This window comes from Bradyrhizobium sp. BRP56, from assembly GCF_020194035.1.
In the GTDB taxonomy this organism is placed as follows: domain Bacteria; phylum Pseudomonadota; class Alphaproteobacteria; order Rhizobiales; family Xanthobacteraceae; genus Bradyrhizobium; species Bradyrhizobium australafricanum.
This window is the reverse complement of record NZ_JADYVV010000074.1, coordinates 1-26813: the sequence shown is the minus strand read 5'-3', so window position 1 is coordinate 26813 and position 26813 is coordinate 1. Positions and strand designations below refer to the sequence as shown.

24 protein-coding genes, 2 tRNA genes and 1 pseudogene are annotated in these 26813 nt (G+C 65.7%); 5 read left to right on the top strand and 22 right to left on the bottom strand.

From position 1 onward, the window contains the following. Positions 1-5: 5 nt before the first annotated feature. The 6 genes from I6F38_RS35900 to I6F38_RS35875 all read right to left on the bottom strand — a co-directional run bounded on the left by I6F38_RS35900 (position 6) and on the right by I6F38_RS35875 (position 7340). On the bottom strand, positions 6-785 hold the full coding sequence (locus tag I6F38_RS35900) for a Crp/Fnr family transcriptional regulator (protein WP_225163782.1): 780 nt from the start codon (positions 783-785) through the stop codon (positions 6-8). Between the two features lie 292 nt (positions 786-1077). Next, positions 1078-4440, bottom strand: coding sequence for an adenylate/guanylate cyclase domain-containing protein (locus tag I6F38_RS35895; protein ID WP_225163765.1), 3363 nt, complete (start codon positions 4438-4440; stop codon positions 1078-1080). Between the two features lie 225 nt (positions 4441-4665). After that, the gene (locus I6F38_RS35890; RefSeq protein WP_225163764.1) at positions 4666-5817 is read right to left on the bottom strand and encodes a slipin family protein; all 1152 of its coding nucleotides are present in this window, start codon (positions 5815-5817) and stop codon (positions 4666-4668) included. A gap of 338 nt (positions 5818-6155) precedes the next feature. Next, a tRNA-Ile gene (locus I6F38_RS35885) sits at positions 6156-6222 on the bottom strand. Between the two features lie 2 nt (positions 6223-6224). Further along, a tRNA-Phe gene (locus tag I6F38_RS35880) sits at positions 6225-6296 on the bottom strand. Positions 6297-6500: 204 nt separating this feature from the next. Beyond that, positions 6501-7340: a LysR family transcriptional regulator gene (locus tag I6F38_RS35875; protein WP_225163763.1), complete on the bottom strand. Its 840-nt coding sequence runs from the start codon at positions 7338-7340 to the stop codon at positions 6501-6503. A gap of 123 nt (positions 7341-7463) precedes the next feature. Between I6F38_RS35875 and I6F38_RS35870 the strand changes: the two genes are divergently transcribed. Continuing rightward, entirely contained in the window at positions 7464-8057 is a 594-nt protein-coding gene (locus tag I6F38_RS35870) for a cysteine hydrolase family protein (protein ID WP_168858043.1), read from the top strand. 23 nt (positions 8058-8080) lie between these two features. Here I6F38_RS35870 and I6F38_RS35865 read toward each other — a convergent pair whose 3' ends face one another. The 7 genes from I6F38_RS35865 to I6F38_RS35835 form a co-directional block, all read right to left on the bottom strand. Then, complete coding sequence (locus I6F38_RS35865; RefSeq protein WP_225163762.1) at positions 8081-9577, bottom strand: AMP nucleosidase; 1497 nt, start codon at positions 9575-9577, stop codon at positions 8081-8083. Between the two features lie 123 nt (positions 9578-9700). Then, positions 9701-10876, bottom strand: coding sequence for a DUF2778 domain-containing protein (locus tag I6F38_RS35860; protein ID WP_225163781.1), 1176 nt, complete (start codon positions 10874-10876; stop codon positions 9701-9703). A 392-nt stretch (positions 10877-11268) separates the two neighbouring features. After that, positions 11269-11964 carry a DUF899 family protein gene (locus tag I6F38_RS35855; protein ID WP_225163761.1) on the bottom strand — a complete coding sequence of 232 codons (696 nt, stop codon included), beginning with the start codon at positions 11962-11964 and terminating at the stop codon, positions 11269-11271. Between the two features lie 78 nt (positions 11965-12042). Continuing rightward, on the bottom strand, positions 12043-13545 hold the full coding sequence (locus I6F38_RS35850; protein WP_225163760.1) for a glycosyltransferase family 39 protein: 1503 nt from the start codon (positions 13543-13545) through the stop codon (positions 12043-12045). A gap of 7 nt (positions 13546-13552) precedes the next feature. Continuing rightward, positions 13553-14686: a glycosyltransferase family 2 protein gene (locus tag I6F38_RS35845; RefSeq protein WP_225163759.1), complete on the bottom strand. Its 1134-nt coding sequence runs from the start codon at positions 14684-14686 to the stop codon at positions 13553-13555. Positions 14687-14934: 248 nt separating this feature from the next. Further along, positions 14935-15141 carry a hypothetical protein gene (locus I6F38_RS35840; RefSeq protein WP_057018442.1) on the bottom strand — a complete coding sequence of 69 codons (207 nt, stop codon included), beginning with the start codon at positions 15139-15141 and terminating at the stop codon, positions 14935-14937. A gap of 67 nt (positions 15142-15208) precedes the next feature. Beyond that, a complete protein-coding gene (locus I6F38_RS35835; protein ID WP_225163758.1) occupies positions 15209-15580 on the bottom strand; it encodes a hypothetical protein in 372 nt (123 codons plus the stop codon). Between the two features lie 139 nt (positions 15581-15719). Between I6F38_RS35835 and I6F38_RS35830 the strand changes: the two genes are divergently transcribed. Further along, entirely contained in the window at positions 15720-16568 is an 849-nt protein-coding gene (locus I6F38_RS35830) for a DUF72 domain-containing protein (RefSeq protein WP_225163757.1), read from the top strand. A gap of 9 nt (positions 16569-16577) precedes the next feature. Continuing rightward, a complete protein-coding gene (locus tag I6F38_RS35825; protein WP_225163756.1) occupies positions 16578-17039 on the top strand; it encodes a DUF488 domain-containing protein in 462 nt (153 codons plus the stop codon). Here I6F38_RS35825 and I6F38_RS35820 read toward each other — a convergent pair. From I6F38_RS35820 to I6F38_RS35795, 6 genes are all read right to left on the bottom strand, one after another. Further along, on the bottom strand, positions 17036-17953 hold the full coding sequence (locus I6F38_RS35820) for a PhzF family phenazine biosynthesis protein (RefSeq protein WP_225163755.1): 918 nt from the start codon (positions 17951-17953) through the stop codon (positions 17036-17038). The genes I6F38_RS35825 and I6F38_RS35820 overlap by 4 nt on opposite strands. A gap of 164 nt (positions 17954-18117) precedes the next feature. Next, positions 18118-19431, bottom strand: coding sequence for an adenylate/guanylate cyclase domain-containing protein (locus I6F38_RS35815; protein WP_225163754.1), 1314 nt, complete (start codon positions 19429-19431; stop codon positions 18118-18120). 112 nt (positions 19432-19543) lie between these two features. Then, a complete protein-coding gene (locus I6F38_RS35810; RefSeq protein WP_141339985.1) occupies positions 19544-20707 on the bottom strand; it encodes an ABC transporter permease in 1164 nt (387 codons plus the stop codon). An 18-nt stretch (positions 20708-20725) separates the two neighbouring features. Continuing rightward, the gene (locus I6F38_RS35805) at positions 20726-21685 is read right to left on the bottom strand and encodes an ABC transporter ATP-binding protein (protein ID WP_225163753.1); all 960 of its coding nucleotides are present in this window, start codon (positions 21683-21685) and stop codon (positions 20726-20728) included. Continuing rightward, the gene (locus tag I6F38_RS35800; protein WP_225163752.1) at positions 21682-22467 is read right to left on the bottom strand and encodes an efflux RND transporter periplasmic adaptor subunit; all 786 of its coding nucleotides are present in this window, start codon (positions 22465-22467) and stop codon (positions 21682-21684) included. Before I6F38_RS35800 ends, I6F38_RS35805 begins: the two co-directional genes overlap by 4 nt. Further along, the gene (locus tag I6F38_RS35795) at positions 22464-23198 is read right to left on the bottom strand and encodes a TetR/AcrR family transcriptional regulator (protein ID WP_225163751.1); all 735 of its coding nucleotides are present in this window, start codon (positions 23196-23198) and stop codon (positions 22464-22466) included. Before I6F38_RS35795 ends, I6F38_RS35800 begins: the two co-directional genes overlap by 4 nt. Before the next feature lie 327 nt (positions 23199-23525). On the opposite strand from I6F38_RS35795, the gene I6F38_RS35790 reads away from it, so the two are divergent. Beyond that, positions 23526-23945, top strand: coding sequence for a DUF4239 domain-containing protein (locus tag I6F38_RS35790; protein ID WP_249794415.1), 420 nt, complete (start codon positions 23526-23528; stop codon positions 23943-23945). 29 nt (positions 23946-23974) lie between these two features. Here the strand turns inward: I6F38_RS35790 and I6F38_RS35785 are convergent, their stop codons facing one another. After that, positions 23975-24385 carry a DUF2000 family protein gene (locus I6F38_RS35785; protein ID WP_225163750.1) on the bottom strand — a complete coding sequence of 137 codons (411 nt, stop codon included), beginning with the start codon at positions 24383-24385 and terminating at the stop codon, positions 23975-23977. Between the two features lie 471 nt (positions 24386-24856). On the opposite strand from I6F38_RS35785, the gene I6F38_RS35780 reads away from it, so the two are divergent. Next, a complete protein-coding gene (locus I6F38_RS35780) occupies positions 24857-26074 on the top strand; it encodes an FAD-binding oxidoreductase (protein ID WP_225163749.1) in 1218 nt (405 codons plus the stop codon). 45 nt (positions 26075-26119) lie between these two features. Here the strand turns inward: I6F38_RS35780 and I6F38_RS35775 are convergent, their stop codons facing one another. Together I6F38_RS35775 and I6F38_RS35770 are read right to left on the bottom strand one after the other, a co-directional pair. After that, positions 26120-26476 carry a DUF4189 domain-containing protein gene (locus I6F38_RS35775; protein ID WP_225163779.1) on the bottom strand — a complete coding sequence of 119 codons (357 nt, stop codon included), beginning with the start codon at positions 26474-26476 and terminating at the stop codon, positions 26120-26122. Positions 26477-26523: 47 nt separating this feature from the next. After that, positions 26524-26813: pseudogene (locus I6F38_RS35770) on the bottom strand (hypothetical protein); the annotation flags it as partial.

Here is a 26813-nt window from a genome sequence, read left to right as displayed (position 1 = left end):
CGCGCTTACACGGCGTCGTCAGCCTCGATTTCCTGGATGCGCGGATCGTTGGCCGGCGCCATTCCTCGCGTTCGAACCTTGTCGCCCGAGAAAATCTCCTCGGCCTCGAGACGCATGACGCGATGGCATTCGCACGCCGCCGCCAATAGCCGCGCCCGGTCGATCTCGATCTGGCCTCGTTGATCTGACCTGATCGCACCGCGCTTGCGCAGATTGCCCATCAGCAAGGTCACCGTCGTTCGTCGCACGCCGAGTATTTGCGACAGCGCTTGCTGGGTCAGCGGGAGGACGTCGCTGTCGACGCGGTCGCGAAGCTGAAGCAGCCAGCGCGCCATCCGCGCCTCGACCGGGTGGAGCGCATTGCAAGCGGAGCCGAGCTGAAACTGGATCAGCATCGATCTGACGTGCTTCTGGATTGCCTGCCGAATCCCCGGACTGCGGCCGAAAGCGGCATGAAAGCGCGCCGCCGGAACCCGCGAGGCGGTACCAGCCGCACGAACGACGGCGGTAATGCCTGACGGCGAGGCTCCGAGCACCGAAAGACTGCCCACGGCCCCTTCGCATCCGACCACGCCGGTTGCGACCGTCTGCCCATCCGCCATGTCGATCATCAACAGGATCGCGCCGCTGTGAGGAAAGAAGACGTAGTCGATCTCGTCACCGGCGCGCGCCAGGACTGCATCCTGTTCGAGCGCAACGGTCTCAAGTTCGGGTCTCAGGAGGTCCAGATCCGCCGGCGACAATGTCGCGAGAAGGCGATTACAAGTTCCACCGGAATTGCTCACCTGCGGGAACGTCAAGGGTCGCACAGCATACTCACTCAAACACGGGATCAAAAACATATTCCAAACGTTTGACCGCAAGGCGGAATTCTCCGCGGCGGCGTCCTTAAAGTTAGATGCAAATGCGCCGCCGGACGCAATAGCAAAATGCGTATCGTCGCACCGTAGAACTTCGGGAACCCAACAGTTCCAGTTTCGCATCGCTCGCGCCGCGCGCGACATCCGAGCCTGCTCTTTCACAATCTGCGCGGGCGTGGGCGGACGCGGTGTGACCGCGCCGCCGCTGCGGCACCCGTCAAGAGGCGCGCGAGTGCCGGTCCGGCCACCGCTGCGCCTGCGCGAGCAATTCCTGCGCGTCCTTGATCTCGGCAAGATCGAGCGCCGGATCGAAACCGGCGAGCACCGGCGCCAGCAATTGCGATATCTCCTCTGCCCGGCCGCTGCGGCTGTAAAGACGTGCAAGTCCCAGCGCGCTGCGCAACTCGAACGTCCTGGTCTGCTGCCTTCGCGCGATCTCGAGGGCGCGATGGAAGGCATCCTCGGCGCCGGACATGTCGGGGCTGTGACGACGCGACAGCAGCCCACCCTGCACGCGGTAGAGTTCGGCATCCAGCCAGTGCTGCCCGGACTGCTCCGTCGCCTCGATCAACTCATTGATGATGTCGAGCCCGGCATCGACATGCCCGGCCTCCGCATTCGCCACGGCAATCTGCAATCCCCAGAACGGTTCACAGAGGTAGCAGTCGTTCTCGTGAAGCAACGACCAGCCACGTTGCATCTCCGCGAGACCTGCGGCGCGGTCGCCGGCACGCCACTTCTCCAGACCATTGAGATAGGTTCCGGCGGCGACATACAACGGCATCGTGTGATCGCGCGCCAGGCCGAGGGCCAGGATCGTGTCGGTCTGGCGCAACCTGCTGCCGCACAGCCCGTCGAAGACGGCCTTGTGAACCAGCGCATTGGCGCGCGCGAGCGCGCGCTGCTTCCCGGCGACGTCCATCGCGGCGCCCGCGAGCTGCCGGGCCCGATCGATCTCGCCGCGCGGCCAAAGCACCAGGGCGAGAAATCTCATGATGACGAACGGCAAGTCGAGCGTCGACGCCTTGAAGGTTGCCGGATCCGGCTCGGTCGCATAGGCCGCGAAGGCCTGCTCGAGATGGATGCCCGCGTTCAGGTACTCGCCCGCGAACCAGGAGGTCACCCCGCTGGTCCAGCGCGCGACAATGGTCGCCACCGGCGACTGCGGGTGCCGTTCCGCTGCGCCCATGATCGCCTCCGCCAACTCCCGCATCGGCGCGAGCTCGCCGTGGGTCAGGCAGGCGTTGAAGAGGCCCGACTGGATCGGCGCCAGTTCGATCGGATCATCGATGTCGGAGGCAAACTGCCGGGCGCGGGTCCAGGCGGCGACCGTCTCGGGGGCGCTGTGCCCGAGACTGCCCCGCAGCGCGCGGCCGTAGGCGATTTGCAGATGGAGCCGGCCGATCATCCGATCCGGCTCGTCGGGCAGTTCATCGGCGATGGCGACCGCCTTGCCGAGATGCGCGATCGCCTCGCAATAGGCCGAGCGCTTCAGCGCCTGCTGACCGGCCTTGCGCCACCACGCCAGCGCGGTCTCGCCGAGCCCTGCCTCGGTGAAATGGAAGGCGACGACTTCCGGCTCGATCTCGGCCATCTCGGCAAACTTGTCGCGCAACACATCGCCAATATGCTTGTGAAGCAATTGCCGGCGGCTCTTGAGCAGGCTCTCGTAAGCCGCTTCCTGGACCAGCGCGTGCTTGAAGCTGTAGCTTGCGTCCGGCGGCACGCCCCGGCGCAGCAGCAACTCGGCCTCTTCGAGCTGGGCAAGCGCCGCGCCAAGCGTCAGATCATCGCGCCCGGCCACGCTGCGCAGCAGCGCATATGAGAACTCACGGCCGATCGCTGCGCCGATCTGCGCCACCTCCTTGACCGGCGCCAGCCGATCGAGCCGTGCCATCAACGAGTCCTGCAGCGTTGCCGGGATCGCCAGCGGCGGCAGCGGATTGTCGAGGCGATAGCGCCCGGCATTCTCGACCAGCAGCCCCGACTCCATGACCATCTTGGTCAGCTCCTCGACGAACAGCGGGACACCATCCGTCCGCTCGACGATCTGCGCCATCATCTCGCCGGGCAGCAACCGACCGACAGTCACCTGCTCGATCAACGCGCGCGTATCCTGCCGGTCGAGCCGATCGAGCCGTAGCAGGCTGACATTGGCGAGCCCCGCCCAGGGCGGCTCGAACTCCGGCCTGAACGTCATGAGCATCAGGATCGGCAGCCCCCTGATCCGGTCGACCGCGAGGTCGAGCAGTTCGAGCGACGTGGCATCGGCCCAATGCACGTCTTCACAGACGACAAGCACCGGCTGCTGCCGGGCGAGGCCCTCGAGCTGGTCGAGCAACGCTGCGAATGTCTGCCGCCGCTGCTGCGCCGGGCTGAGGCCGAGCGGCGGATAGCGGTCGCCGGTCGGGATCGACAGCAGCGCTGCGATCAGGGGTGTCACGGTGGGCACGTGCTGCGTGCCGAGCGCCAGCATTGCTTCGAGCTTGTCCAGCTTCTGCTCCGGTGCATCTTCCGACCTGATGCCGGCTGCACGCTCGAGCTGGCCGACAAAGGGGTGCAGCGCGCTGTTGGTGTGATAGGGCGAGCATTGATACCGCACACGGCGGTGTGTTCCGAGCGCCAGGCTGTCGGAGAGCATCGCCACGATGCGCGATTTGCCGATACCCGCTTCGCCCGATATCAGCACCGCCTGGCCCTGGCCCTGCCACGCCAGTTGCTGGCGCGACAACGCAAATTCGATCTCCGCCTTGCGGCCGACGAAGCCGATCGAGCGCGCGGTGCGCACCGCCTCGAAACGGCTTTCCGATGCGGGCTCGCCTTCGACGGCCCACACCGCGATCGGCTCGGAGATGCCCTTGACCTCGCGGCGGCCGAGGTTGCGCAGCGTGAACAGGTTGCCGAGCAGCCGCCGGGTCGAGGCCGCCACGACGACCACGCCCGGCTCCGCCAGGCTCTGCAGCCGCGCCGCGATGTTCGGCGCATCGCCGACCAGCGCCTGCTCCTCCGACGCGCCGCCGGAGACGAGGTCGCCGACCACGACGAGCCCGCTCGCGATCGCGATCCGTACCGCAACGCCCCCTTCCGCGCGGGTCTCGAGCTTGCCGATTGCGGCGATGACATCGAGGCCGGCGCGCACCGCGCGCTCCGCATCATCCTCGTGGGCGCGGGGATAGCCGAAATAAGCGAGGATCCCGTCGCCGATAAATCTGGCAACGGCGCCGTCATATGTCGTGATCACCTGCGCACAGGCTGCGCGATAGGCGCGGATCACCTCCCACATGTCCTCGGGATCGAGACGTGCCGACAAGGCCGTCGAGCCGACCAGGTCGCAGAACATCACGGTGAGGTGGCGGCGCTCGGCATCGTGCGGCGAGACCGGCGTGGCGATCAGTTCGGCTTGATTGAGATCGGCGATCGCGCGCAGCATCTTGCGGCGATGGCCGAGCAGGACGCCGAGCCTGTCGAAGTCTTCATCCGTCAGCTCGGGAAGAACGCCGAGGTCGATCCCGTTCTCGGCAAAACGCAGCGCGTATTGCCCAAGTCCCAGCTTCTCGAGCCATTCCGCAATCTGCTGCACTGGCTTCACCGACGGGTTGACGGCTGGCCGAATGGACCACGGTGCATGAACGTTATCGCAATCTGCCCGGAGTGGCACCTCCGTTTTGCGGCCCGGAGCCGGACATGCGAATTGGGCCGTGGCGGTGCCCCGTTACAGCCGTCTGCACGCTAACATTCGTACGATTGCCGTCGGTCCGTCCCGGCTAAAAAATCGAAGGGCCGCCCGTGGGCGGCCCTTCCTGTCTTACGCGCTCTCGGGCGCCTTGAGACGCACGAGCTTGGTCAGCAGCGCATCGAGGCCCTGACCCTCGCCCGCATGCAGGTCGATGCGGCCGACCTTCTCGACCAGACGCTCGAGCGACTCCAGCTCCTTGAGCCGCAGCAGCAGCGGGTTCTCCTCCATCAGCCTGGCGGTGTTCAGGAGCGAACGCGTCGCCGCGGTCTCCTCCTGGCGGCGGATCAGGTTGGCCTTCGCCACCCGCTCCGCCTCCACCACCTTGTTGACCAGCTCGCGGATCTCGCCGGGCAGGATCACGTCCTTCACGCCGAGCTCGGTGACCTCGACGCCGCTGCCCGCGACACGGTCGCGGACGAAGTCGCGAAGCTCCGTGTCGAGCGCCGTCTTCGCAGACAGCACCTCGTCCAGCGTGCGGCCGGCCACCGCCTCGCGGATCGCGAACTGCACCAGGCGGTACAGCCACGTATCCACGTCGGGCACTGTTGCCACGACCCGCTCGGGATCGACGATCCGGCGGAACGCGGTCAGCGTCACGCGCAGCGCGATGCGATCCTTGGTCAGCATCTCCTGCGCCGTGATCTCGACCGCCTGGGGACGCAGATCGAGGCGCTTGACCTCGATCTTGCGGCCCGCGATCCAGAACGCGTGCCGACCGGGCGCGAGCCGCTCGACCAGCTTGCCCTCGACCGTGAGCAGACCGGCCTCGTGGTTCTCGACCACCGCCTCGGTGATGACGCCGGCCCGGTTGGGCTGGATCATCGCGAGGTGGCGTGCCGTGACCCTGGGATCGCTGGTGACGTCGATGCGCTCGACCTCGACCGACGTCGCGACCTTCCAGTACACGCGCGTCTGCCAAGGCGTCATCAGTTGCACGGGACGGCCGTCGAGGCTGACGATCGCGATCTCGTTCGCGCGGGTTTCCACCGCCTCGAACAGCTCGTCGGCGAGATCAGGCCGCGCGGCCTTGATCACCGCGAAGCGATCCGCGGGGAATTCGGTCCGCACGACGCTGAACAGCTCGGCCTTGAGCTGATGCAGGGGATCGAACAGGCGGTGACGTCCGGGCGCGAGCACCTGCTCGAGCCGGCCGTTGCGCGTCAGCAACGCGCGCTCGCCATCCTTCACCGTCAAATTGGTCGTCAAGAAGTGCCAGGTCATGACACGCCTCCATCGTTTGCCATCAGGCCCATGGGCCTGAGAGCGGGTTGCATTTGGCAAAGGACGTGAGGACGCGAACGCGGCTTCCTGTCAGCCAAGCGGGCCGTGGCTTAAGGCTTGCGCGATGACGGGCGCACGCGCGCGTTCGCGCGACGAATGTCGCGCGGCCGAGCGGAGCCACCCGGCATCAGCGCAAGCGGTATCCACCGCGGCGCAAAGCCGGTCTCACAGTGTCGATGTTCGGACGAAATGCCTTGCGGCAGGACGGCCGGACTGCGACTGAAGCGCGCGTCCGGTCCCCTTCAGAGGTATCAGCTTTACAGGCTGAAACGGAGCGCTTGGAGCGGGAATCGAACCCGCGACCCGATGAGTATCATTCACCTGCTCTAACCAACTGAGCTATCCTTTGTGAGAGACCGGATTCGAACCGATATCTTCGGGATTTCATCCCCGACGCTCGACCATGAGCTTCATCTCGCGATCTTCATTTCGGCGGAACACGACACCGCAAAGCGGCTCGCGCCGGTCGGGATCTCAACGAGCCCGAACCCATGGCCGAAGCGAAGGAGCGGGCTAATAGACGAAGCGCGTTCAGGTTGCAAGAGGGCTGCGTGTGATTTTTTCATGACGGGGCGCTGCTCTGACTCAGGCGTCGCGGCACGTCCCGCCATTGCGAGGGCGCGTCAACCCCTCTGCGCGGCATCCTGGAAGCAGGCGCGCAGCCAGTCGATGGTGACGCGCGTTGCCGCGTCGCGCTTGAGATGGTTCTGCACTAGGAGCCAGACGTCGCGTCGCTTCGGCAGCAGCGTGGCGCGCAGACGGCGGTCGGTCAGCAGGTCGGCACAGCTGTGCTCCGGCAATACGCCGACCGCGTGATGCGACTGGATCAGCGTGTGGATGATCCGGACATTGTCGGTGACGCAGCGTGCGCGAAGCCGCTTCGCGCGCAGGAACTGCATCTCCGGAATCCCTCCGAGTTCGTCGGGGTAGGCGCACAGCATCGCGTCTCCCGCTGTCGTCGCGGCCGGCTCGAAGAAATACGAGCGGACCTCGGCAAGCTTCGAGATCGCAAAGTCGCCCTTGTCGGGCTTGCGCAAGCGGATCGCGAGATCGGCCTCCCAGCGCGAGAATTTTACATTGTCGCTCGACGTCAGAAACTGCAGTGTCAGGCCCGGATGGGCGCGCAGGAATTCACTTGCCCGCGGCGCCAGCACCTCCTCCGCGATCGCGCTGGTGGAGGCGATGCGCAGCCGCCCGACCGGACCAGGCAGGCTTTCGCCGATCCGGCCGATCTCCTCGGCATGCGCGGCCATCGCCTCAATATGCGCGAGTACCATGTCGCACTGCCGGGTCGGCTTGCGGACGCCATCGACGGCCTCGAACAGGCGCAGGCCGAGCGCGCGCTCGATCCGCGCCAACCTGCGCCCGACCGTGGTCTCGTCGATGCGCAGCCGCGCGCTGGCGCCCGCGTAAGTGCCCTCGTCCCTGACGGCCGCGATGATGCGAAGATCGTCCCAGTTCATGGTGGCAGGCTACATCCCGCGGCGGCCGCCTGCAATAACGCAGCCACCGGCTGCAATATCCCTGCATAACGGCAGGCCGATCCCGGGCTATGTTTTCGGCGATACATCCGCTGGAGAGAGACCATGACGTCAGCCAAGACATTGATGCAGCTTGCCGGTATCGACCTCACCCCGCCCCGCCTCGGCGACAGCTGCCTGGTGCTGATCGATATCCAGAACGAATATCTTGCAGGTCCCTTGGCGCTGCCCGACGCCAACCCGGCGATTGCGCGCGCCGCCAATTTGCTCGCGCGCGCCCGGGAAAGCGGCGCCGCGATCATCCACATCGCGCACAAGGGCCAGCCGGGCAGCCTGTTCGACCGCAGCGCGGAGCGTGGCGCGATCGTCGCGCCGCTGGCGCCGCGGCCGGGTGAGATCGTGATCGAGAAGCAATTGCCGAACGCGTTCGCCGGCACCGACCTCAACGCGCAGCTTGCCGCGACCGGCCGCAAGGAGCTGGTGCTGGCCGGCTTCATGACGCATATGTGCGTGAGCTCGACGGCCCGCGCCGCGCTCGATCTCGGCTTCCGCACCACGATCGACGCCGACAGCTGCGCCACCCGCGATCTGCCCGACGGCGTCGGCGGCACGATTGCCGCAAGGCTCATTCACGACGTCGCGCTCGCCGAACTGTCCGACCGCTTCGCGATCATCGCCCGCGGCAACGCGCTTGCCTGAGGGCCGCCCCGCCCGGCGTTGCGCTACTGAAACGCGACCTCGGCGAAGCTGCGCAGCTTGCGCGAATGCAGGCGTTCGGATTCCTGCTGCTTGAGCCGCTCCAGCGCCTTGAGACCGATCTCAAGGTGCTGGCCGACGCGCTGGCGGTAGAATTCGCTGGCCATGCCTGCGAGCTTGATCTCGCCGTGCAGCGGCTTGTCCGAGACGCACAGCAGCGTGCCGTAGGGTACGCGGAAGCGATAGCCGTTGGCGGCGATCGCCGCCGATTCCATGTCGAGCGCGACCGCGCGCGACTGCGACATGCGCCGGATCACCTGCGGCCCGCTGATCTCCCAGTTGCGGTTGTCGACGCTGGCGACCGTGCCGGTGCGCATCAGCCGCTTGAGTTCGAAACCGGTGAGCCCGGTCACCTCGCCGACGGCTTCCTCGAGCGCGACCTGCATTTCCGCAAGCGCCGGGATCGGCACCCAGAGCGGCAGCTCGTGATCAAGCACATGGTCCTCGCGCACATAGCCGTGGGCGAGCACATAATCGCCGAGCCGCTGCGTGTTGCGTAAGCCAGCGCAGTGCCCGATCATCAGCCAGGCATGCGGCCGCAGCACCGCGACGTGATCGGTGATGTTGCGCGCATTGGACGGACCGATTCCGATATTGATCAGGGTAATGCCGCGATAGCCGGGCCGGACCAGATGAAAGGCCGGCATCTGCGGGACGCGTTCGGACGGGGTCCCGGTGGTGCTGCCGCCGAGCCGCGCATTGTGCGTGATCACATTGCCGGGCGCGACGAAGGCCTCGAGACCGGCCTCGCCCGACGCAAGCCGCTGCTGGGAGAGCTGCACGAAGGCATCGACATAGAACTGGTAGTTCGTGAAGATCACGAAATTCTGGAAGTGCTCCGGGTCGGTGCCGGTGTAGTGGTAGAGCCGGCGCAAGGAGTAATCGACCCGCGCGGCGCGGAACAGCGCCAGCGGCTCCGGTGTGTCCGGCGTCAGCTCAAAGGTGCCGTCGGCGATCGCATCGTCCATCGCGGCGAGATCGGGCGTATCGAAGATGTCGCGCAGCGACCTTGTGAACGCCGAACTGTCGGCGATGGTCAGCGCCGCCTCGATATTGATGTCGCGGCGATAGGCGAAATGGATCGGGATAGATTCGTTCGACTCGCCGATCTCGACCGCCACGCCATGGTTCTTGATCAGGAGCCCGATCTGCTCGGTGAGATAGGTCCGGAAGATATCCGGCCGCGTGATGCTGGTCTCGTGGACACCGGGTCCTGCGACGAAGCCGTAGGCAAGCCGCGAGTCGAGCCGCGCGTGCGACGAGGTCGTGATGCGGACGAACGGGTAATACGCGCGCACCCGCGTCGTGATAACAGCGCCGTTGACATAGGCCTCGAAACGATTGCGCAGGAAGCCGGTGTTGCGCTCGTAGATCTCTTCGAGACGGACAACGGCGGCTGCGGCATCGACGAACGCTTCGGTCGTGATCGGCGGCGGGGTTTCGATGGAGGGTGTGGGAGACATGTTCGCGTTGCACCAGATCCGTTGCCGAGCTTGGACTCGCTCTGGATCAGTGCAGTATAGCGACTATGGCATCCAGTTCCAGACGTCGATCAGGCCGCAGCGGTGGGCCGCTGCCCGCTCTGACTACTGAATCCGCGCGAGCACCGCGAGACGGCGGATGCCCTTGTTACGGTAGGCGTCGAGGAACGCGTAATAATCCTTGAACGAGACGCAGCCGTTGGAGTCGCCGTTCGGACCGAGCATGAAGGTGTGCGCGAGCAAGCCGTCGCGGTTGAAGATCTTGCCCTCGCCGCCGATCGGATTGAGCCGCAGTGCCGGCACGCCGTGGAACAGCGCCTCGCGCGGCTTGAGCTCGTAAATGTGCGGCGGCGTCACGCCGACCATCTTCAGATGCGAGGATCTGGGGTCGTCGAGCCTGGAGCCGAGGCCCGAATGCGCCTCGAGGCGCGTGCCGTCGGGCAGGTACACGGTCTTGGCCGAGATGTCGTAGACCGCGGTCTGACGGTCATAGGGCGGCGAGCCGCCGAGCATCGGGTTCTGGTCCAACGTCGAGGGGATGCTGCCGGTCACGTTCGCATCGGCTGAAGCGAAGGAGAGCAGTCCGCCGCTCGACTCCCGCTTGCCCCACAGTTTTTCGACCATGGTCTGCCGGTCGTTCGATGCGATCGACATCACCGCGGCCTTGGCGCGCGCGGCCATGTCGCGAACGCCGCCGGATTTCGCAGCCTGCTTGGCCTCGGCAGGCTTCGCCTCGGACGCCTTATCGGCACCCTTGGGCTGAACGTCCGCAGCGGGATCGTTGAGCGCCACCTTCAGATTGGCGGCGGCCTGCTTCTTGGCGGTCTCGACCGACTCCGGCGCCGGCAACGCCTTCGATGTCTCGGCAAGCTCCGCGGAGGCGACCGCCCTCGCCGCTTCGGCGACCTTGGGCGCAGCGGCCTGCTTGATCGGGTCGATCTGCGATGCGGCGTCAGCCACGACGCTGGATGCGACGCCCTCGGGCGAGGCGGCCGCAAACCGATCGTTAAACATAAGCGACGATGCCGGGGCTTCCGACTTCGCGACCTCGGTCTTCGCGGGCGCCGCCGGAGCCGGCGTCAGGGACGCGAACACCTCGTTGAAGGCAGGCGTCGGCCGCGCAGCGACCGCGACGGGCCGCTTCACCACCGGCGCATCGAACGACGCATTGCCCACGGAGGGATAGACGCTCGCCGCAAAAATGTTGGCGTAGACGGTCCAGGCGCAGCCAAGCACCAGCCCCGCCACCGCGGCGCTGCCGAGGAAATGCTGTGGGAGAATTTTTCGGGAGGATTTCTTGCGGCTTGGCGCCCCAAGAACATACGCACTCGCACTCGTACCCATACGCCCGGCGCTCAAAACAGGTCCACCTTTGTCCCTCACTCGACGCGGGGTCGAACGGAGTTCGGCTCAACGTCGCGCGGGGGCACAGACGGCCATTAAGGCGACTTTTAGTTAAATGCGACTTAACCGGATGCGATCCCCTGCAACGCGGGAAGTGCCTGTGGCGTAGGGCTTTTTTAAGATGACATTGGACCGCCAAAGCGGCTTTTCTGTCCCATCATGGGACATTCCGGCACGCCGCTCCAGCGCGGCATGCCGGGGTGAAACCTAGGGAGAATTTCCTTGCCGATCGACCCGTAATCGCGCGGGGATCGAGCAAAAACCATCTCTCAGTAGCTGAGCTTCGGATACCAGTCCTTGCCGCGTCCTTCAGGCGTCGTGTCGAGCAAGGTCCACAGCGGATCCATGTCCGGCGCGCCGCGCGGGTCCTGGCCGGGGTCCATCGTGCCCGCCCCCATTTCGCCGGCCCAGAAATGACGGATCGTGCCGTTGTGGCGTGTGAAGACATTGTAGCCCGGCAGGTCGCTGTCATCCTTGTTGACATAGTCGCGCGTGTAATCGCCCGATGCATCCGAGTAGATCCTGTGACGCGTCCAGCCGCGCGCCTTCTTCGCCTCGATCAGGCGTGCGATCGGCGAGCGCGCCACGAACACGAACGACACGCGCTGCTCGATATCGGGCAGCTTCTCCTCCCACGTGCTCATGAACGACGTGCACATCGGACACGGCTTCTCGCGCTGCGGGCCGTACATGTAGCTGTAGATGATGAGGGTCGGCTTGTTGCCGAACAGATCGGCGAGCAATGCCGCGCCGGACTCGCCGGTGAACTCATAGGGCTTGGTCACCTCGCCGCCCGGCGGCAATGCGCGGCGTAGCGCGGCGACGCGCTCGATATGCCGGCGCAGCTCGATCTCTTCGACGAGCAATTCCTGTCGGGCGCTTCGATACTCGGCGCTCTCATTGGGAAAGCGCCTGACATTGGTCGTGGCGAGTTCGGCAGCAGGCTTGAGGACGGAACTGGTCATGGTTGGAACCTCGCGTGGTTGACGGGCTGTCTGGAAGACGACCCGGACCCGGACGATCCGACACTCAACGGCGAGGATTTATTGCAGTTCCGGCGGCGGGGAACGGTCGAGGATCTCGCCCTTTGCGCCTTCCAGCAGGTCGAGCGCGTAGGTCTCGATGGTCAGCGGCCCCCGCATGCGCTTGGCTTCGGCCACCGTTTCGATATGGGCGAAATTGTCGCGCAGCGAGGCCGGCATCGCCTGCTCGACCTCATGCACATAGAGCAGCTTGCCAGCCAGTTGCGCCGGGCTCGGCTCTTGCATGTTGACCCAGCGAATGCGCTGGCCCTGCTGGGCGACGCAGGTGCCCTTGGGGAGATAGAAGGCGAGCCAGCCGGTGGTGCCGTAATCCGCCGCCAGCACGCAGCTCGCGCCGGTCCGCGCGCGCGCCGCCTCGATCTCGCCCGCAAGCTCCTGCCAGCCGACACCGACGCTGCGCACGGTGGCGTCGCGGCGGTAGCCCGAGAGCAAACCGGTGTTGGCCTGCACGATCAGCAGCGCGAACAGCACGACGCCGACGGGCGCGGCCCAGCGGCGGCAGAAATCGATCGTGCGCTGCTCGCGCGGCGCCCACTGCACCTGGACTGCCGCGACCGCGGCCGCCACGGCAAAGGCGGGATAGACCGGCGCGAACCAGTTGGCCTCGACCCGTGCATGCAATGCGTGCCAGGTGAAGTAGACCACGATGGTCCAGAACATCGTATTGACCAGCACGCGCGCCTCCAGCGCGCCGGCGCGGCGCCGATAGAGCGCGTAGAGGCCCATCACGCCGAGAATGAAGACCAATGGCGTTGCGAACGCAAACTGGGTCGGGATCAGCTCGGCGATGTAGGTCGGGCGGAAATCCTCGATCCGCGCCCGGCCCATCTGCTTGATGAACGACACCCAGTGATGATCGGCATTCCAGCGGATGACCGGGCTGAACAGGCCGACCGCGACCAGGCCGCCGAGATAGAGCCAGGGCGAGAGAAACCAGCGCCGCAGCTTCGGCACCATCGCAAGCCAGATCAGGATCGCCGGACCAAAGAACAGCGCTGAGTATTTCGACAGCAGCGCCGCGCCGGCGCTGGCGCCGACCGCAAGCCACCATTCGCCGCGACCGCTCTCCAGCACCTTTGCGAGCGCATACAGCAGGAGGCTGGCAGCGACCAGCAGCGGCGCATCCGGCGTTACGATCAACGTGCCGACGGCGGCCATCAGCGTGACATTGAGCAGGATCGTTGCGCTCGCGGCGATGCGCCGGCCGCCGAACAGGATGCCGGCCGCCCGGTAGATCGCCCAGCTCATCGGCAGTACGAGCAGGATCGACACCAGCCGCACGCCGAACGGCGTATCGCCCGCGATCATGGTGCCGAGCCGGATCACCACCGCCACCATCGGCGGATGGTCGTAATAGCCGCCGGCGAGCGACTTCGACCACATCCAGTAATAGGCTTCGTCGAAAGTCAGCGGCGTCCATGCCGCGGCGGCCAGCCGCAACACGACCAGCGCGCACACCGCAAGCGCGGTGTTTCGGGCCAGCCGCGCCTCGTTCGCGTTCATGCCGCCGTCATCGCTTGCGCCAGACGAACAGCCCGGACATCGCGTAGTTCCACACCACGCCCATCAGTGCGCCGGCCGCGCCCGCCAGCCACCAGATCGGCTCCTGGTCGTAGACCGAGAACGCGACGCCGACATTGGCGAGCAGGCCGACGCTGCAGACCAGATAGAACAGCAGCAGGCCGCGCAGGATGCCAAAGCCCTTCAGCCGCTGGTCGCGGTAGGTCAGGAAATTGTTGAGGATGAAATTGCTGGTCATGGCGACGATCGCACCAGTGGCCTGGGCCTCCGGGAATGGCGCCTTGAACAGTTCGAGCGCGATGAACAGCACGGTGAGGTGCACCACCAGGCCGAGCCCGCCGACCGCCGCGAACAGAATGAAGCGCAGCGAGATCAGATCATTGGTCAGCTTCGCCAGCACCAGGCCGAGGAAGTCGAGCGCGACCATCGAGTCGAGCTTGCTCTCGCCATGCTGGCGGGCACCGAAGGTGTAGGGAATCTCGACCGCGCGCAGCTTGCCCTCCGCAGTCGCCACGACGTCGAGCAGAATCTTGAAGCCCTGCGTCGACAGCTGCGGCGCGAGCTGCTCGAAACGGTCGCGGCGGATCATGAAGAAGCCGCTCATGGGGTCGGCGATCTCGACCTTCAGCGCGCGGCGCGCGATCTCGGTGGCGAACGCGCTGGCACCGGCGCGCTGCTTGTTGAAGCCGTCGGCCTTGTAGCCCTCGATATAGCGGCTGCCGACCACGAGCTCGACCTCGCCGCTCTGCAGCAGCGCCACCATCTTCGGCAGCTGGGTCTCGTCATGCTGCAGGTCGGCGTCCATCACCGCGGCATAGGGCGCGCTCGAGGCCAGAATGCCCTCGATGCAGGCGCCGGAGAGGCCGCGCCGGCCGATCCGGCGGATGCAGCGCACGCGGGAATCCTTCCGCGCCAGCGCGCGCACCACGTCCCAGGTTCCGTCGGGCGAATTGTCGTCGACGAAGATGACTTCCCAGGACACGTCCTTCAGGATCGCGTCGAGCCGGCGGTACAGCACCGTGACATTGTCGCGTTCGTTGAAGGTCGGGACGACCACCGAAAGCAGCGGCAAGCTTGCTGCCTGCGATGAGGTTTCGGGGCTCGGCTTGATGGCTTCGTTCATGAGCGCCAGCGTATAGCCGCAGCCTCTCCCGCTGCCAAGGCAGGCCGACCCAAACGCACGCTCGGAAAGCGGGAAAACGGGGCAAAACACCCCTGAAAATGCCAACGACCACGAACAAGGGGCGCGCGTACATCCGGCGCAGCCAATCAATGTCGTGGTCGTCCGGCGCCGGAGCCCTGAAGCTGCAACGTCGCCGTTGCAAGCAAGATAGGAAGGCCCCAGGCGGTCCGCAAGGGGCGCAGGAGGCGCTAGTTGTTCGGGACTTCCCGGATCACCGGGCCGCGTGGCGCCGGGGCTGCAGGCGCGGCTTCCGCGGCGGGAGCCGCCTGCGGCTGCGCGGCGGACCGGGTCGGGTTGCGGAGCTGGCTCGGCGACGGCCCGTAGATGAACGCCGCCGCCAGCGCGACGGCCGCGACCAGTGCGCCCAAGAAACCTGCCGTCGATTGTGATCTCATGCCGATGATCCCCTCGCCTGCGCGGATTGATATCAAAAATCGGCCGGCCGCAACAGGATTTGGGAACCTATTTGGCCGCGGCCTTGCGCCGGGTGAAGGCGGTCACGATGTCCTTCTGCGCGAGCTCGATCGCGCGGTTGGCGGTCGTCAGATTCGCGTCGGCGTCCTGCTTCGGAAATTGCAGCGACAGGAAGTCGATCAGCGACACACGGAAGTTCTGCCGCTCCGACGGACAGACATTGGCGATCAGCGAGGTGAACTCCTGGTCGGACATCGCCTTGTTGCTGTCGCGGGGATATTCGCGGGCGAGACAATTCCAGTGGGCGTCGCGGCCGGTGATCGCGAGCTTGTGCGCATCGTCGACCTCGTCGGCCATTGCAGCGGAGGATATGGCGGCGGAGGACATGATCAAGAGGGCGGCCGCAACCAGCATGCGCATTATTGTTCTCCATTTTGGCGCATCGTAGCGAAGAGCGACAGCGACGATAAGCACCGCCGCGCCGATCTGGCAAACTGGCCAATCACGATTATTTTGACTAGTCTTGCTTCCTGTTCCCTCCCTCACGATGAGTGCAGTCGTGGCCAAAGCTCCCACCAAGGCGACCAAGACAGACACCAAGGCAACCAAGACCGACGCAGGCAACATCTATATCGGTATCGGCGGCTGGACCTTCGAGCCGTGGCGCGGGGTGTTTTATCCGGAGAAGCTCGCGCAAGCGAAGGAGCTGTCCTACGCCGCCTCCAAGCTGACCTCGATCGAGATCAACGGCACCTATTACGGCTCGCAGAAGCCGGAGAGCTTTCGCAAATGGGCCAGCGAAGTGCCCGACGGCTTCATCTTCTCGCTGAAGGGACCGCGCTTCGCCACCAACCGCCGCGTGCTCGCCGAGGCCGGCGATTCGGTGAAGCGGTTCTATGATTCGGGCGTGCTGGAGCTGAAGGACCGGCTCGGGCCGGTGCTCTGGCAGTTCGCGCCGACCAAGAAGTTCGACGGCGCCGATTTCGGCAAGTTCCTCGAGTTGCTGCCGCGCAAGCTCGACGGCCGCGCGCTGCGCCACGTGGTCGAGGTCCGCCACGACAGTTTTTGCGTGCCCGAATTCGTCGCCCTCATTCGCGAGCACGAGGTGCCGGTGGTGTTCGCCGAGCACGGCAAATATCCGGCGATCGCCGACGTCGCGAGCGACTTCGTCTATGCCCGGCTGCAGAAGGGCAATGACGAATTGAAGACCTGCTATCCGCCGAAGCAGCTCGACGCCTGGGCCAGGCGGTTTCAGGACTGGGCCGGCGGCAGCGAGCCCGACGACCTGCCGAAGGTCGAGAAGGCCGCGCCCAAGAAGGCGCCGCGCGACGTGTTCGCCTATGTGATCCACGAGGGCAAGATCCGCGCGCCCGCCGGCGCGATGGAGCTGATCGAACGGGTGAAGTGAGCGAGACCGATGGCGAAGGCCAGGAAGCTGTTCACCATCGGCTACGAGCAAACGCCGTCCAAGGCGGTGCTCGACGAGCTCGAGCACGCCGGCGTCAAGCTGCTGGTCGACGTCCGCGCGATCGCCTCCTCGCGCCGGCCCGGCTTCTCCAAGACCCAGCTCGCCGCGGGCCTCGACGAGCGCGGCATCGGCTACGTCCATTTGCGCGGCCTCGGCACCCCGAAGAGCGGACGGGAGGCGGCGCGCAGCGGGCAATATGCGCTGCTGCACAAGATCTATTCGGCGCACCTGAAGACGGCGCAGGCCAAGGAAGAGCTCGACGAGCTGTCGGCGCTGGTCAAGCAGTCCGGCCCGGTCTGCATCCTCTGCTACGAGCGCGACCACGAACACTGCCACCGTCGCTGGATCGCCGAGATCATCGAGGAGCGCGACGGCGTCAGGATCGAGAACCTGGCGGCGCCGCAGGTCTAGCCTGCCTCGCCCGGCACGTTCAGCGTTCCCTCCATCATCGTCACGCAGCCGCCGCCGACATGCACCGAATTGATCGCGCCGGCCTGCTTGCGCACCCGCGTCAGCAACAGGCTCGGCCGGCCCATGTCGACGCCCTGCCCAATCCGCAGCCGCAATTCGCCATCGCGCGCGGGATCGATATCGGCGAGCAGCGCCGCGCAGGCCGCGGTCGCGCTGCCGGTGGCGGGATCCTCGGACAGGCCGCTGGCGCCCGGATGGAACATGCGCGCCTGCAGGTCGAGCGGCTGCTCGCTCGCCGGCACGTCGCGTGTGTAGAAATAGACGACGTCGCGGCCGATCTCGGCCAGCGTCCTGGCGAACGCCGCCGCATCGGGCCGGGCGCGCCTCAGCGCCTCGCGCGAGGCGATCTCGACCACCAGGAACGGCAGCCCGACCGAGACCACCTGCGGCGCGTGCCGATCGGTCTTCACGTCAGCCGCCGTCAGCGACAGGCACGCGGCGGCGGCGGCCGCGCTGACCTCGTTGGTCCGTTGCAACGCCTGCGGCGCGGTCAGCTCGGCCCCGATCACATTGCCGCCATCGGACAGGATCTCGACCGGCACGAGGCCCGCCTTCTCCTCGAACCTCAAGCGCGCCGGCGCCTTCGCGGCCCGGCTCGCCAGCACGAAGGCGGTGCCGACATTGGGATGGCCGGCGAACGGAATTTCCGAGCGCACCGTGAAGATGCGAACCTGGGCGTCGTTGGCCTTGTCCTGCGGCGGCAGCACGAAAGTCGTCTCGGAATAGTTGAACTCGGTCGCGATCGCCTGCATCGCTTCGGTCGAGAGCCCTTCGGCGTCGAGCACAACGGCGAGCGGGTTGCCGCCGAAGGCGCGGTCGGTGAAAACGTCGACGGTGATATAGCGCCGCTGCATCTTGCTTGTCCTCGTGCTCCGGTCATTCCGATGACGTCACCATAGCACGGCCCGCGCGATGCCCTTCAGAGCACTCGGTACAATCGCGGGCAAGTCACATGCAGGCAGCTCGCGCGGCTTGAGGAGACGTGCGTGATTGCCTCGGATCATGTGAGCGTTGCCGCCTACCCCAGCTGCCAGACGTGCACCGGGTGCTCGTAGCCCCGCACCGGAATCTCGCCGCGCGACACCGCGTCCTTGCAGTCGTCGCCGAGCGCCTCACGCACCGCGGAGGAAATCAAAAACTGCGAGCCGAGCTCCTTGTTCAGCGCCTCGAGCCGCGCCGCGAAATTCACGGTGTCGCCGATCACGGTGTATTCCTTGCGCCGGGGCGAGCCGATATTGCCGGCGACGACCTCGCCGATGTGGATGCCGATGCCGATGCGCAGCGGCCAGCTCGTCGCCGCGTTGGTGCGCTCGTTCGCCGCGAGCATTTCACGCGCGGCGGCGACCGCCTGATGCGCGGCGTCGCCGGTCTCGAACGGCGCACCGAACAGCGCGAGAAAGCCGTCGCCCAGAAACTTGTTCACGATGCCGCCATGGCGATCGAGGATATCGACCAGCACGGCAAAGGCGCCGTCGAGCCTGTCCACCACCTCCTGCGGCGAGCGGGTGCGCGCACCCGAGGTGAAACTGCGGAAATCCACGAACATCACCGCAACACGGCGGATGTCGCTGCCGGTGCCGGCACCCTCCGTCATCAGACGTTCGACCACCTGCGGCGAGACGTGCTGGCCGAACAGATTGGTGATGCGATCGCGCGCGGTAGCGGCCGCGATGCTGGCCGCGAACTGCCGGCGCAGCTGCATGCCGACCGCGCCGGCCAGCACGCCGCAGATCAGGATGATCGCGCTCCGCGCGGCGTGATAGTAGATGCTGGTCTCGGCCGCGCCGCCGCCCGAGGGATGGAAGAACACCGCCATGTAGAACAGCTCGACCGCCGCGACGAAGCCGGTGAAGGTCGAGAGCCAGAAGTCGAGCCGCAGCGTCGACAGGATGATGAAGACGAAATAGATCAGCGGCGCCACGAAGCCGAGCGCCTCCTGCGGCCCCATGCTGTTCATGTGCAGCGCCAGCACGACGGTCGGCAGCGACGTCTCGACCAGCACGCCGATGTAGCGCCGGACCACCGGCAGGTCGCGCCCCTTGCGCATGTGCCAGCTGATCGCCCCGTGCACCCAGATCTCGAACAGGATCAGCGGAATGGTGACGTAGAAGACGTAGACGGGGCTGAGGTTGCCGTGCCAGACGCGGCTGACCGCGTCGGGCGCGAAGAAATACACCAGCAGGCTGATCGCCGCGAGGGCAGCGGCGGTAGCGATCAGCACCTTGATGCGGAGCAGCTCGGTGGTCATCACCTCGCGCATCAGGGCGTGATGGAAATCGGCGGATACGGTTGTGTCTGCCGCTGCGCTGTCTTTGTCTGAAGATTCCGCCATGCCTCCCACCCCGTCATTCCGGGGCGCAAAGCGAACCCGGAATCTCGAGATTCCGGGTTCGATGCTTCGCATCGCCCCGGAATGACGATCATTGATGGCATCCATCATAGCCTCAATCGAGCGTGCGGCGGAAGCGCGTCACCGCGATCGTCATGGCGAACAGCATCAGGGCGACCAATGCGGCGGTGTCGTATTGCAGGTTCTGCATCGCCGCGCCCTTCAGCATGATGGCCCGGACGATGCGGACGAAATGGGTCAGCGGCAGCCCCTCGCCGATATATTGCGCCCAGACCGGCATGCCCGCGAACGGAAACATGAAGCCGGACAGCAGGATGCTCGGCAGGAAGAACATCATCGAGAGCTGCATCGCCTGCAGCTGGTTCTGGACGATGGTCGAAAACGTGTAGCCGATCGACAGATTGGTGGTGATGAACAGCGTGGTGAGCAGCGCCAATAGCGTGAGGCTGCCGAGGACCGGCACGCCGAACAGCAAAATGCCGATGGCGATGATCAGCGTGGCCTGGATGAAGCCGACCAGCACATAGGGGATGATCTTGCCGAACATCACCTCGACCGGCTTGATCGGCATCGAGAGCAGGCTCTCCATGGTGCCGCGCTCGATCTCGCGCGTCACCGAGAGCGCGGTGAAGATCAGCATGGTCATGGTCAGGATGGTGCCGACCAGGCCGGGCACGATATTGAGGCGCGAATCCGCCGCCGGGTTATAGCGGGCGTGGGCGCGGATTTCGAACGGCATGTCCGGGGGATCGCCGACGTGCAGATCATGCGCCAGCGCCGATTGCACCAGCGGCCCGAGTGCGCCGAGCGCCGAGCCCGACGCCACCGGGTCGGTGGCATCGGCCGCGACCAGCAGCGCCGGTCTGTCACCGCGCCGCACCGCGCGCTCGAAGCCGCGCGGGATCTCGACGCCGAACAGCACCTTGCCGGATTGCAGCAGCTCGTCGAATTCCTCGACGGTGTGGACCTCGCGGACAAAATGGAAATAGGCGGTGTTTTCCATCGCCTTCAGGATCGAACGGCCGAGATCGCTGTCCTCTTGGGTCAGCACCGCGGTCGGCAGATTGCGCGGCGTGGTGTTGATGGCGTAGCCGAACAACGTCAGCTGCATCACCGGCAGCATGATGATCATGGCGAACGAGACGCGGTCGCGGCGAAGCTGGATGAACTCCTTGACCAGCATCGCGTAGCTGCGCCGCCAGAAGCCGAATGCCGGCTCCCTCGCCTCGCTGTTCTGGATCGTTTCCGTTGCGCTCATCGCAATTATCCCTGGAAATTATCCCTGAAAGTTGTCCTTGGAGCGCCCCATCAGGTCGATGAAGACGTCCTCGAGCGACGGCTCGCTGGCCTGCCAATGCCATTTCGAATTGTCGCGATAGGGCGCGATCGCGGCCTCGAGCGCCGCCTTGTCGCGGCCGGAGACGTGCAGGCTGGTGCCGAACGGCGCCACCATGTCGACGCCGGGCTTGTCCGTGAGTTCGGCCATCAGGCCGTTGAAGTCCTCGCCCGTCACCGTCCAGGTCGACAGCGCGGAAGCGGCGATCACCTCGTCCACCGTGCCGTGGGCCAACAGATGGCCGTAGGCGATGTAGGCGATCTCGTGACAGCGCTCGGCCTCGTCCATGTAATGGGTCGAGACCAGCACGGTGAGGCCTTCGGCGGCGAGCGCGTGGATCTCGTTCCAGAAATCGCGCCGCGCCTTGGGATCGACGCCGGCGGTCGGCTCGTCCAGCAGCAGCAATTGCGGATTGGGCAGCGTGCAGGCGCCGAGCGCCAGCCGCTGCTTCCAGCCGCCGGAAAGGTTGGCGGCGAGCTGCTCCTCGCGGCCCTTCAGCCCGATCCGCGCGATCATGTCGGCCGCGGCGCCGCGCGCGTCCGGCATGCCGTAGAGCCGCGCCACGAATTCCAGATTCTCGCGCACCGACAGATCCTGGTAGAGGCTGAAGCGCTGCGTCATGTAGCCGACCTTGCGCTTGATCTTGTCGGCATCGCGCCGGATGTCGTAGCCGAGGCAGGTGCCCTCGCCGCTGTCGGGCGTCAGCAGGCCGCACAGGATGCGGATGGTCGTGGTCTTGCCGCTGCCGTTGGGACCGAGGAAGCCGTAGATCGAGCCGCGCTTGACCTGCATCGACAGGTCATGGACGACCTCGCGTCCGCCAAACGACTTGGTCAGGCCCTTCACGTCGATGGCGATGGAGGGTGCGTTGGACCGCGCGCTGGTGAAGCCGCCGTTCATCTGCGCTCCGCCACCGGCGTCTTGGGATTGAGGTAGATGCTGATCGGCTGACCGACGCGCAGCACATCGGGCCGGCTCGGCCGCGCCTGGATCAGATAGACCAGCTTGTTGCGCTCATCGAGACTGTAGATGACCGGCGGCGTGTACTCCGCCGTGGTGGCGATGAAGTAGATCTTTGCCGTGAGGTCGGCGGCGCAATTGTCGCAAGTCACCCTCACCTCGTCGCCGAGCGCGAGCTTCGGCAGCTCGGCCTCCGGCACGAAGAAGCGCAGCTTCATGTTGCCGGGCGGCATGATCGACAGCACCGGGCGCTGCGCCTGCACCATCTCGCCCTCGCGGAAATAGATCTGCTGGATCGAGCCCGCGATCGGCGCAAAGCCCTTGCGACGGTCGAGCCGGGTCTGCGAGGTGTTGACCCGCGCCTCCGCGACGCGCAGCGCCGAGACCGCGGAATCCAGGTTGGCCTGGGTGCCGGCGCCGGTGCCGCGCAGCGAGGCCGCGCGATCATAGCTCTGCCGCGCGTTGGCGAGGGTCGCGTTGTTCTGGTTGAGATCGGCGCGCTGCAAATCGTCGTCGACCGAATAAAGCAGATCGCCGGGCTTGACCTCGTCGCCCTCGCGCACATTGAGCTTGATGACGCGGCCGGATTCATCGGGGCTGACGAAGATCATGTCGGCCTCGACCCAGCCCTGGAAGCCGGGATCACGCTTCTCCTGGCAACCGGCCAGCGCCGCCGCCAGCAGGACTGCGGTCACGAGCTTCATGATGCGCGAGACGGTCATGGCTTGCTCCGTTCGCCGAAGATCAGATCGAGATGAACCTTGAACATCGCGAGGGCATCGAGCGGCGCGTGCCGGGCAAACAGGCTCTGCCAGATCACCGCGACGATCGCGGGCGCCACGACGAGTTGGGGAAACTGCGCGAGCTGGCGCTGCCTGATCTCGCCGCGCGTGATCGCGAGCTGGATCAGCGCCTGCATCGCGGCCATCCCCTTCGACACCACCTCGCGGAAATAGAAGTCGGCGATCGCCGGGAAGCGCGGCCCTTCGGAGACGATCAGGCGGATGATGTCGCCGCGCCGGGTCGACACGACCTCGCGGATGAAGGTCTCGGCGAATCTCTCCACCGCATCGCGCACCGGGCCGGTGATGGTCGGCGGCGCGGCCATACGATTGACCAAGGGCACGACGGCGGTGCGGATCAGCTCCTCGAACATCGACTCCTTGTCCTTGAAGTACAGATAGAGCGTGCCCTTGGCGACGCCCGCCCGCTTGGCGACATCGTCGAGCCGCGTCGCGGCAAAGCCGCGCGCGATGAACTCGTCCATCGCCGCCTCGACGATCGCAGCGCGCCGCTCCGCGGATTTCTCGGCGCGGTTCGCGGCAGGCTTCGCCTCGGGCAGCTTTGCCGAGGCCACCTTCGGGTTCCTCGCCGCGGCAGCCCGGATCGTGGTGGTCCGGCGCCTGGCAGGCCGGGAGCGGCTCGCTTCTTGGATGCGCTTTGTCATGACCATATTATGACTGACCAGTCAGTCATTGTCAACATGTTCAGAGAAAACGCCTGCCGGCCGGAAGCGTTCCTGTTGGCCTTCCCGGCTCCTCAGGGGGCGCATAGGTTCGCGATCTCGCGGTGCAAATGCCCGAATTTGCTGCTTATTTCCGCCCCTCCGGGGAACACTAGGCGCAGGGAAAGTCGATTGCCGATCGTACCCGCGGGCCCTGTGCAACAAGAAGGCGCAGGGGTGGCACCACAGGTGTAACCGGAGCAATCCGGCAAGGAGGCGCGCCTGCGCGGCCTCGTTCGCGACTACGTCGAGGAAACGGTCGCCGTGGAATGGCCGATGATGGCGCGCCAGGCTGCATCGCTCAAGGCAGCTCCTCCGGCGCTGACCGCGGCGCTGCGGCTTGTCGTATCAACGCCCGCGCAAAACCCGGGCCAGCAGACGACGCAGCACGAGATCATCACCAATCTGAATTCGGCACTCGATGCGCGACGACAACGGATCATCGTCAGCCAGACCGAAGTCGACTCGATCAAATGGTGGTGCCTCTACCTTCAGGCCATCTGCGAGCTATTGGTCATTGCCCTTGTTCACTGCGACAACCGGTTGGGATCCGCCATCGCGATGGGACTGTTCGCGACCGGCGTGGCCACGTCGGTTCTGCTGATTGCCGCGCATGATCGACCATTCACCGGCCAGATATCGATTGCGCCGACACCGTTGCTGCAGATCATGCCGGACAAGGAGGCGAGCCGATAAGCGCCGGACCGCACTACGCGCGCACTCGGCTACGTGTGAAACTTCAGCCCGTCGAGGATCTTGTCGACCACCTTGCGGTCGGCGCGAATGGCGAGGCCGACCAGGTTGAGCTCGCTGCGCACGACCGCCTTCACCACCTCGCGGTTGGCGGCGTCATGCGTGGTCTTGAACATGTCCTCGGTGTAGAGCGCCGGCTGCACGTTGCGCGTCAGCGCGCGCTCCAGAGCCCGCGACAGCGCGGGCCCGTCGGCGCCGTAGATCAGGATCGGCTGGCCGATCAAAGAGAGATATCTGGTCCCCGAGCCGTCCTCGTAATTCTCGCCGATGCATTCGGGAAAGGAAGCGGCGATGCCGCCGGCAAGAAACGACGCCACGTTGAGCTTCTGCCAGACTTCCAGGTCGGTGCGGATCACGACCGCGATCTTGGTGTCGAACTGCATGGCGATAAATCTATCCGCAGGTTGACGACAAACGCCAGTTCTGACCGCGCATCCCTCATCTGCCCGCCAGGCGCTGACGTTAGTTTCTTGAGCAACCCACGGGCGGACCCTGCCCGCCTGAAGGGCGACATCGCGGCTGGCGAAGCTGATATCGCTGCGGCGAAGGAGCTCAACCCACACATCGACCGCTAGTGTCCCGAATCCGAAGTTCGCATCATTTGCCGCACCTTCGGAGCGAACTTCGGATTCGATAAGGACACTAGCAAACTTATGATTCTAGTGTGCTTTATGAATGCGAAGTTCGTGAAAGTGGCTGCCGCGAAATCGCACGAACTTCGCATTCAGCACACTAGCCGTGCGACGTCGCAAAGGCCCGATCCGTGCCAGGACGGAAAGCGATAGTCAGCTCCTGCGCCGCGTAGTAGGCTTCGGGCGTTCGATGACCATCAGCATATTTCAGGGCATTGCATCATGATCAGCAAGGCCGATGTTGTTGTTATTGGTTCGGGCGGATTGGGCGCGGCCACAGCCTATTACCTGAGCAAGCGTGGAGGTCTCAGCGTCGCCCTTGTCGACAAGCATGAGATCGGATCGCAAACCTCGCCCCGCGCGGCAGGCATGGTGAGTTGCGCGCGCAAGAGCGACTTGATGATTGGCCTCATCAAGGACGCATGCCGCAAGATCGAGGCGTTCACGGAAGAAACCGGCCAGCCGCTCGACTGGGTGCATTCGGGCAGCCTCAAGATTGCGCGCCGGCCGCAGGACGCCGAAGTGATCGAGGACGACTTCGCGCGCGGACGCCGCACCGGCCTCGACGTCGAGCTGATCTCTCCGGAACAGGCGAGCGGTCTCAATCCGTTCTTGCAGCCGACGGGCGTCGTTGCTGCGATGCGGATCGGCGACGACCGGTATTTCGACCCGGCGCAGGTTGCCGTCGGCTTCGCCAAAGCCGCAGCGGCCAACGGTGCGACCTTGCTGCCAAAGACCGACGTGCGCGGCGTCAACATCGTCGGCGGCACCGTGATCGGCGTGACCACCGCGAACGGCGTCATTGAAAGTCCGGTTGTCGTCGATGCCGCCGGCGCGTGGACGCGGCAGGTCGCGGAGGCGAGCGGCATTCGCGTGCCGCTGGTGCCGACCCGGCAGCAATTGATCGTCACCGAACCTTTGGATGGCGCCCGGGCCGACCTGCCGATGATCCGCATCATGGATGCCGCGGTGTATGCCCGCCCGTGTCAGGGCGGCTTCCTGTGGGGTGTCTACGAGGAAACGCCGCGCTTCTTCGATATGCAATCGCTTGGGGCCGGCTTCGACGTCAAGGACATGCCGCTCGATATCGGCGTGCTTCATGCAGCCGCCGATGAGGTCAAGGACCAGCTCCCGTTCCTGCAAACCGCCAAGGTGCGGGAGTTTCGCGGCGGCATTCCGACCATGACCGCCGACGGCCATCATATTCTCGGCCCGGCCGCCGGCGTGACCGGTTTCTATTTTGCGAGCGGATGCAACGTCGCCGGTCTGTCGATCTCGCCGACCGTCGGCGAGGCGCTCGCGGCCTGGATCGTGGACGGCAAGCCGCCCGTCGATCTATCGCCGATGTCGGTCATGCGGTTCAAAGACCAATCGTGGTCCGAAGACCAATTGGAGCGCGACGCCGCCTGGCAATACCGACACTTCTATGGCGCCGTCTAAGCGCGGCAGCGCGCTTTGCCCACCAGGCGGATTGCGGCGACTGCCCTACCCCTTGGCGTCGCAGGCCCAGGCGCGGATCACGCATTCCTTGCCGCCATAGTCGTAGCACTTCTTGGTTGCGGCATTGAGCGAGTTCGAGATCTTCGGCGCCACGGCATAGCCATGGGCGCCGCAGGGATTCTTCATGTCGATCGAGAGCGCGGCGCAGGCCCGCTTCATGGTCACGGTGGTGCAATCGCCCTTGCATTGCTTCAGCGCGGCGGCGCGCGCCGCGCCTTCCGCCGGATAGTCGTAGGCCTGGCCATACGCTCCGCACTTGCCGACCGCGAACGCGCCGGCCGCGCGCGCCTTGGGCACGAAGGTTTCCACGGAGAAACGCGTGGCGCCGAGCAGCAATGTCAGGACGAGAATCGTCAACGCGCGACGCTGCGCGACGGCGGTCGAAATGATCAAGCGGAAATCCCCCAAAGCCCGGCGCGGACTGTACGCAGGGGTCGTTTCCAGATGGTGAATGACGGGTTGAGGCGCGCAACTCTAACCACCCGTCGTCCCGGCGAAAGCCGGGAGGTGGATTCACATTCGAAGTGCAACACTTGAGCAAAGGACTCGGCGGGCGTGCGGTAGTCAAGGCATTTGCGCGGGGTGTTGTTGTAGGCGGCGATGAACTGGCGGAATCTGGCGGTCGAGAGGGTTACGAGATCCGTCTTGCGGGGAATAAAGCGGCGCATCCTGCCGATGG

Bases quoted from the DNA above. Each gene is read 5' to 3' on its own strand.
- I6F38_RS35845 (WP_225163759.1), bottom strand. From the start codon at position 14,686: ATGAACGAAGCCATCAAGCCGAGCCCCGAAACCTCATCGCAGGCAGCA.
- I6F38_RS35810 (WP_141339985.1), bottom strand. From the start codon at position 20,707: ATGAGCGCAACGGAAACGATCCAGAACAGCGAGGCGAGGGAGCCGGCA.
- I6F38_RS35835 (WP_225163758.1), bottom strand. From the start codon at position 15,580: ATGCGCATGCTGGTTGCGGCCGCCCTCTTGATCATGTCCTCCGCCGCC.
- I6F38_RS35820 (WP_225163755.1), bottom strand. From the start codon at position 17,953: ATGCAGCGGCGCTATATCACCGTCGACGTTTTCACCGACCGCGCCTTC.
- I6F38_RS35840 (WP_057018442.1), bottom strand. From the start codon at position 15,141: ATGAGATCACAATCGACGGCAGGTTTCTTGGGCGCACTGGTCGCGGCC.
- I6F38_RS35825 (WP_225163756.1), top strand. From the start codon at position 16,578: ATGGCGAAGGCCAGGAAGCTGTTCACCATCGGCTACGAGCAAACGCCG.
- I6F38_RS35855 (WP_225163761.1), bottom strand. From the start codon at position 11,964: ATGACCAGTTCCGTCCTCAAGCCTGCTGCCGAACTCGCCACGACCAAT.
- I6F38_RS35790 (WP_249794415.1), top strand. From the start codon at position 23,526: ATGATGGCGCGCCAGGCTGCATCGCTCAAGGCAGCTCCTCCGGCGCTG.
- I6F38_RS35780 (WP_225163749.1), top strand. From the start codon at position 24,857: ATGATCAGCAAGGCCGATGTTGTTGTTATTGGTTCGGGCGGATTGGGC.
- I6F38_RS35865 (WP_225163762.1), bottom strand. From the start codon at position 9,577: ATGTCTCCCACACCCTCCATCGAAACCCCGCCGCCGATCACGACCGAA.
- I6F38_RS35795 (WP_225163751.1), bottom strand. From the start codon at position 23,198: ATGGTCATGACAAAGCGCATCCAAGAAGCGAGCCGCTCCCGGCCTGCC.
- I6F38_RS35870 (WP_168858043.1), top strand. From the start codon at position 7,464: ATGACGTCAGCCAAGACATTGATGCAGCTTGCCGGTATCGACCTCACC.
- I6F38_RS35815 (WP_225163754.1), bottom strand. From the start codon at position 19,431: ATGGCGGAATCTTCAGACAAAGACAGCGCAGCGGCAGACACAACCGTA.
- I6F38_RS35875 (WP_225163763.1), bottom strand. From the start codon at position 7,340: ATGAACTGGGACGATCTTCGCATCATCGCGGCCGTCAGGGACGAGGGC.
- I6F38_RS35800 (WP_225163752.1), bottom strand. From the start codon at position 22,467: ATGACCGTCTCGCGCATCATGAAGCTCGTGACCGCAGTCCTGCTGGCG.
- I6F38_RS35850 (WP_225163760.1), bottom strand. From the start codon at position 13,545: ATGAACGCGAACGAGGCGCGGCTGGCCCGAAACACCGCGCTTGCGGTG.
- I6F38_RS35805 (WP_225163753.1), bottom strand. From the start codon at position 21,685: ATGAACGGCGGCTTCACCAGCGCGCGGTCCAACGCACCCTCCATCGCC.
- I6F38_RS35785 (WP_225163750.1), bottom strand. From the start codon at position 24,385: ATGCAGTTCGACACCAAGATCGCGGTCGTGATCCGCACCGACCTGGAA.
- I6F38_RS35890 (WP_225163764.1), bottom strand. From the start codon at position 5,817: ATGACCTGGCACTTCTTGACGACCAATTTGACGGTGAAGGATGGCGAG.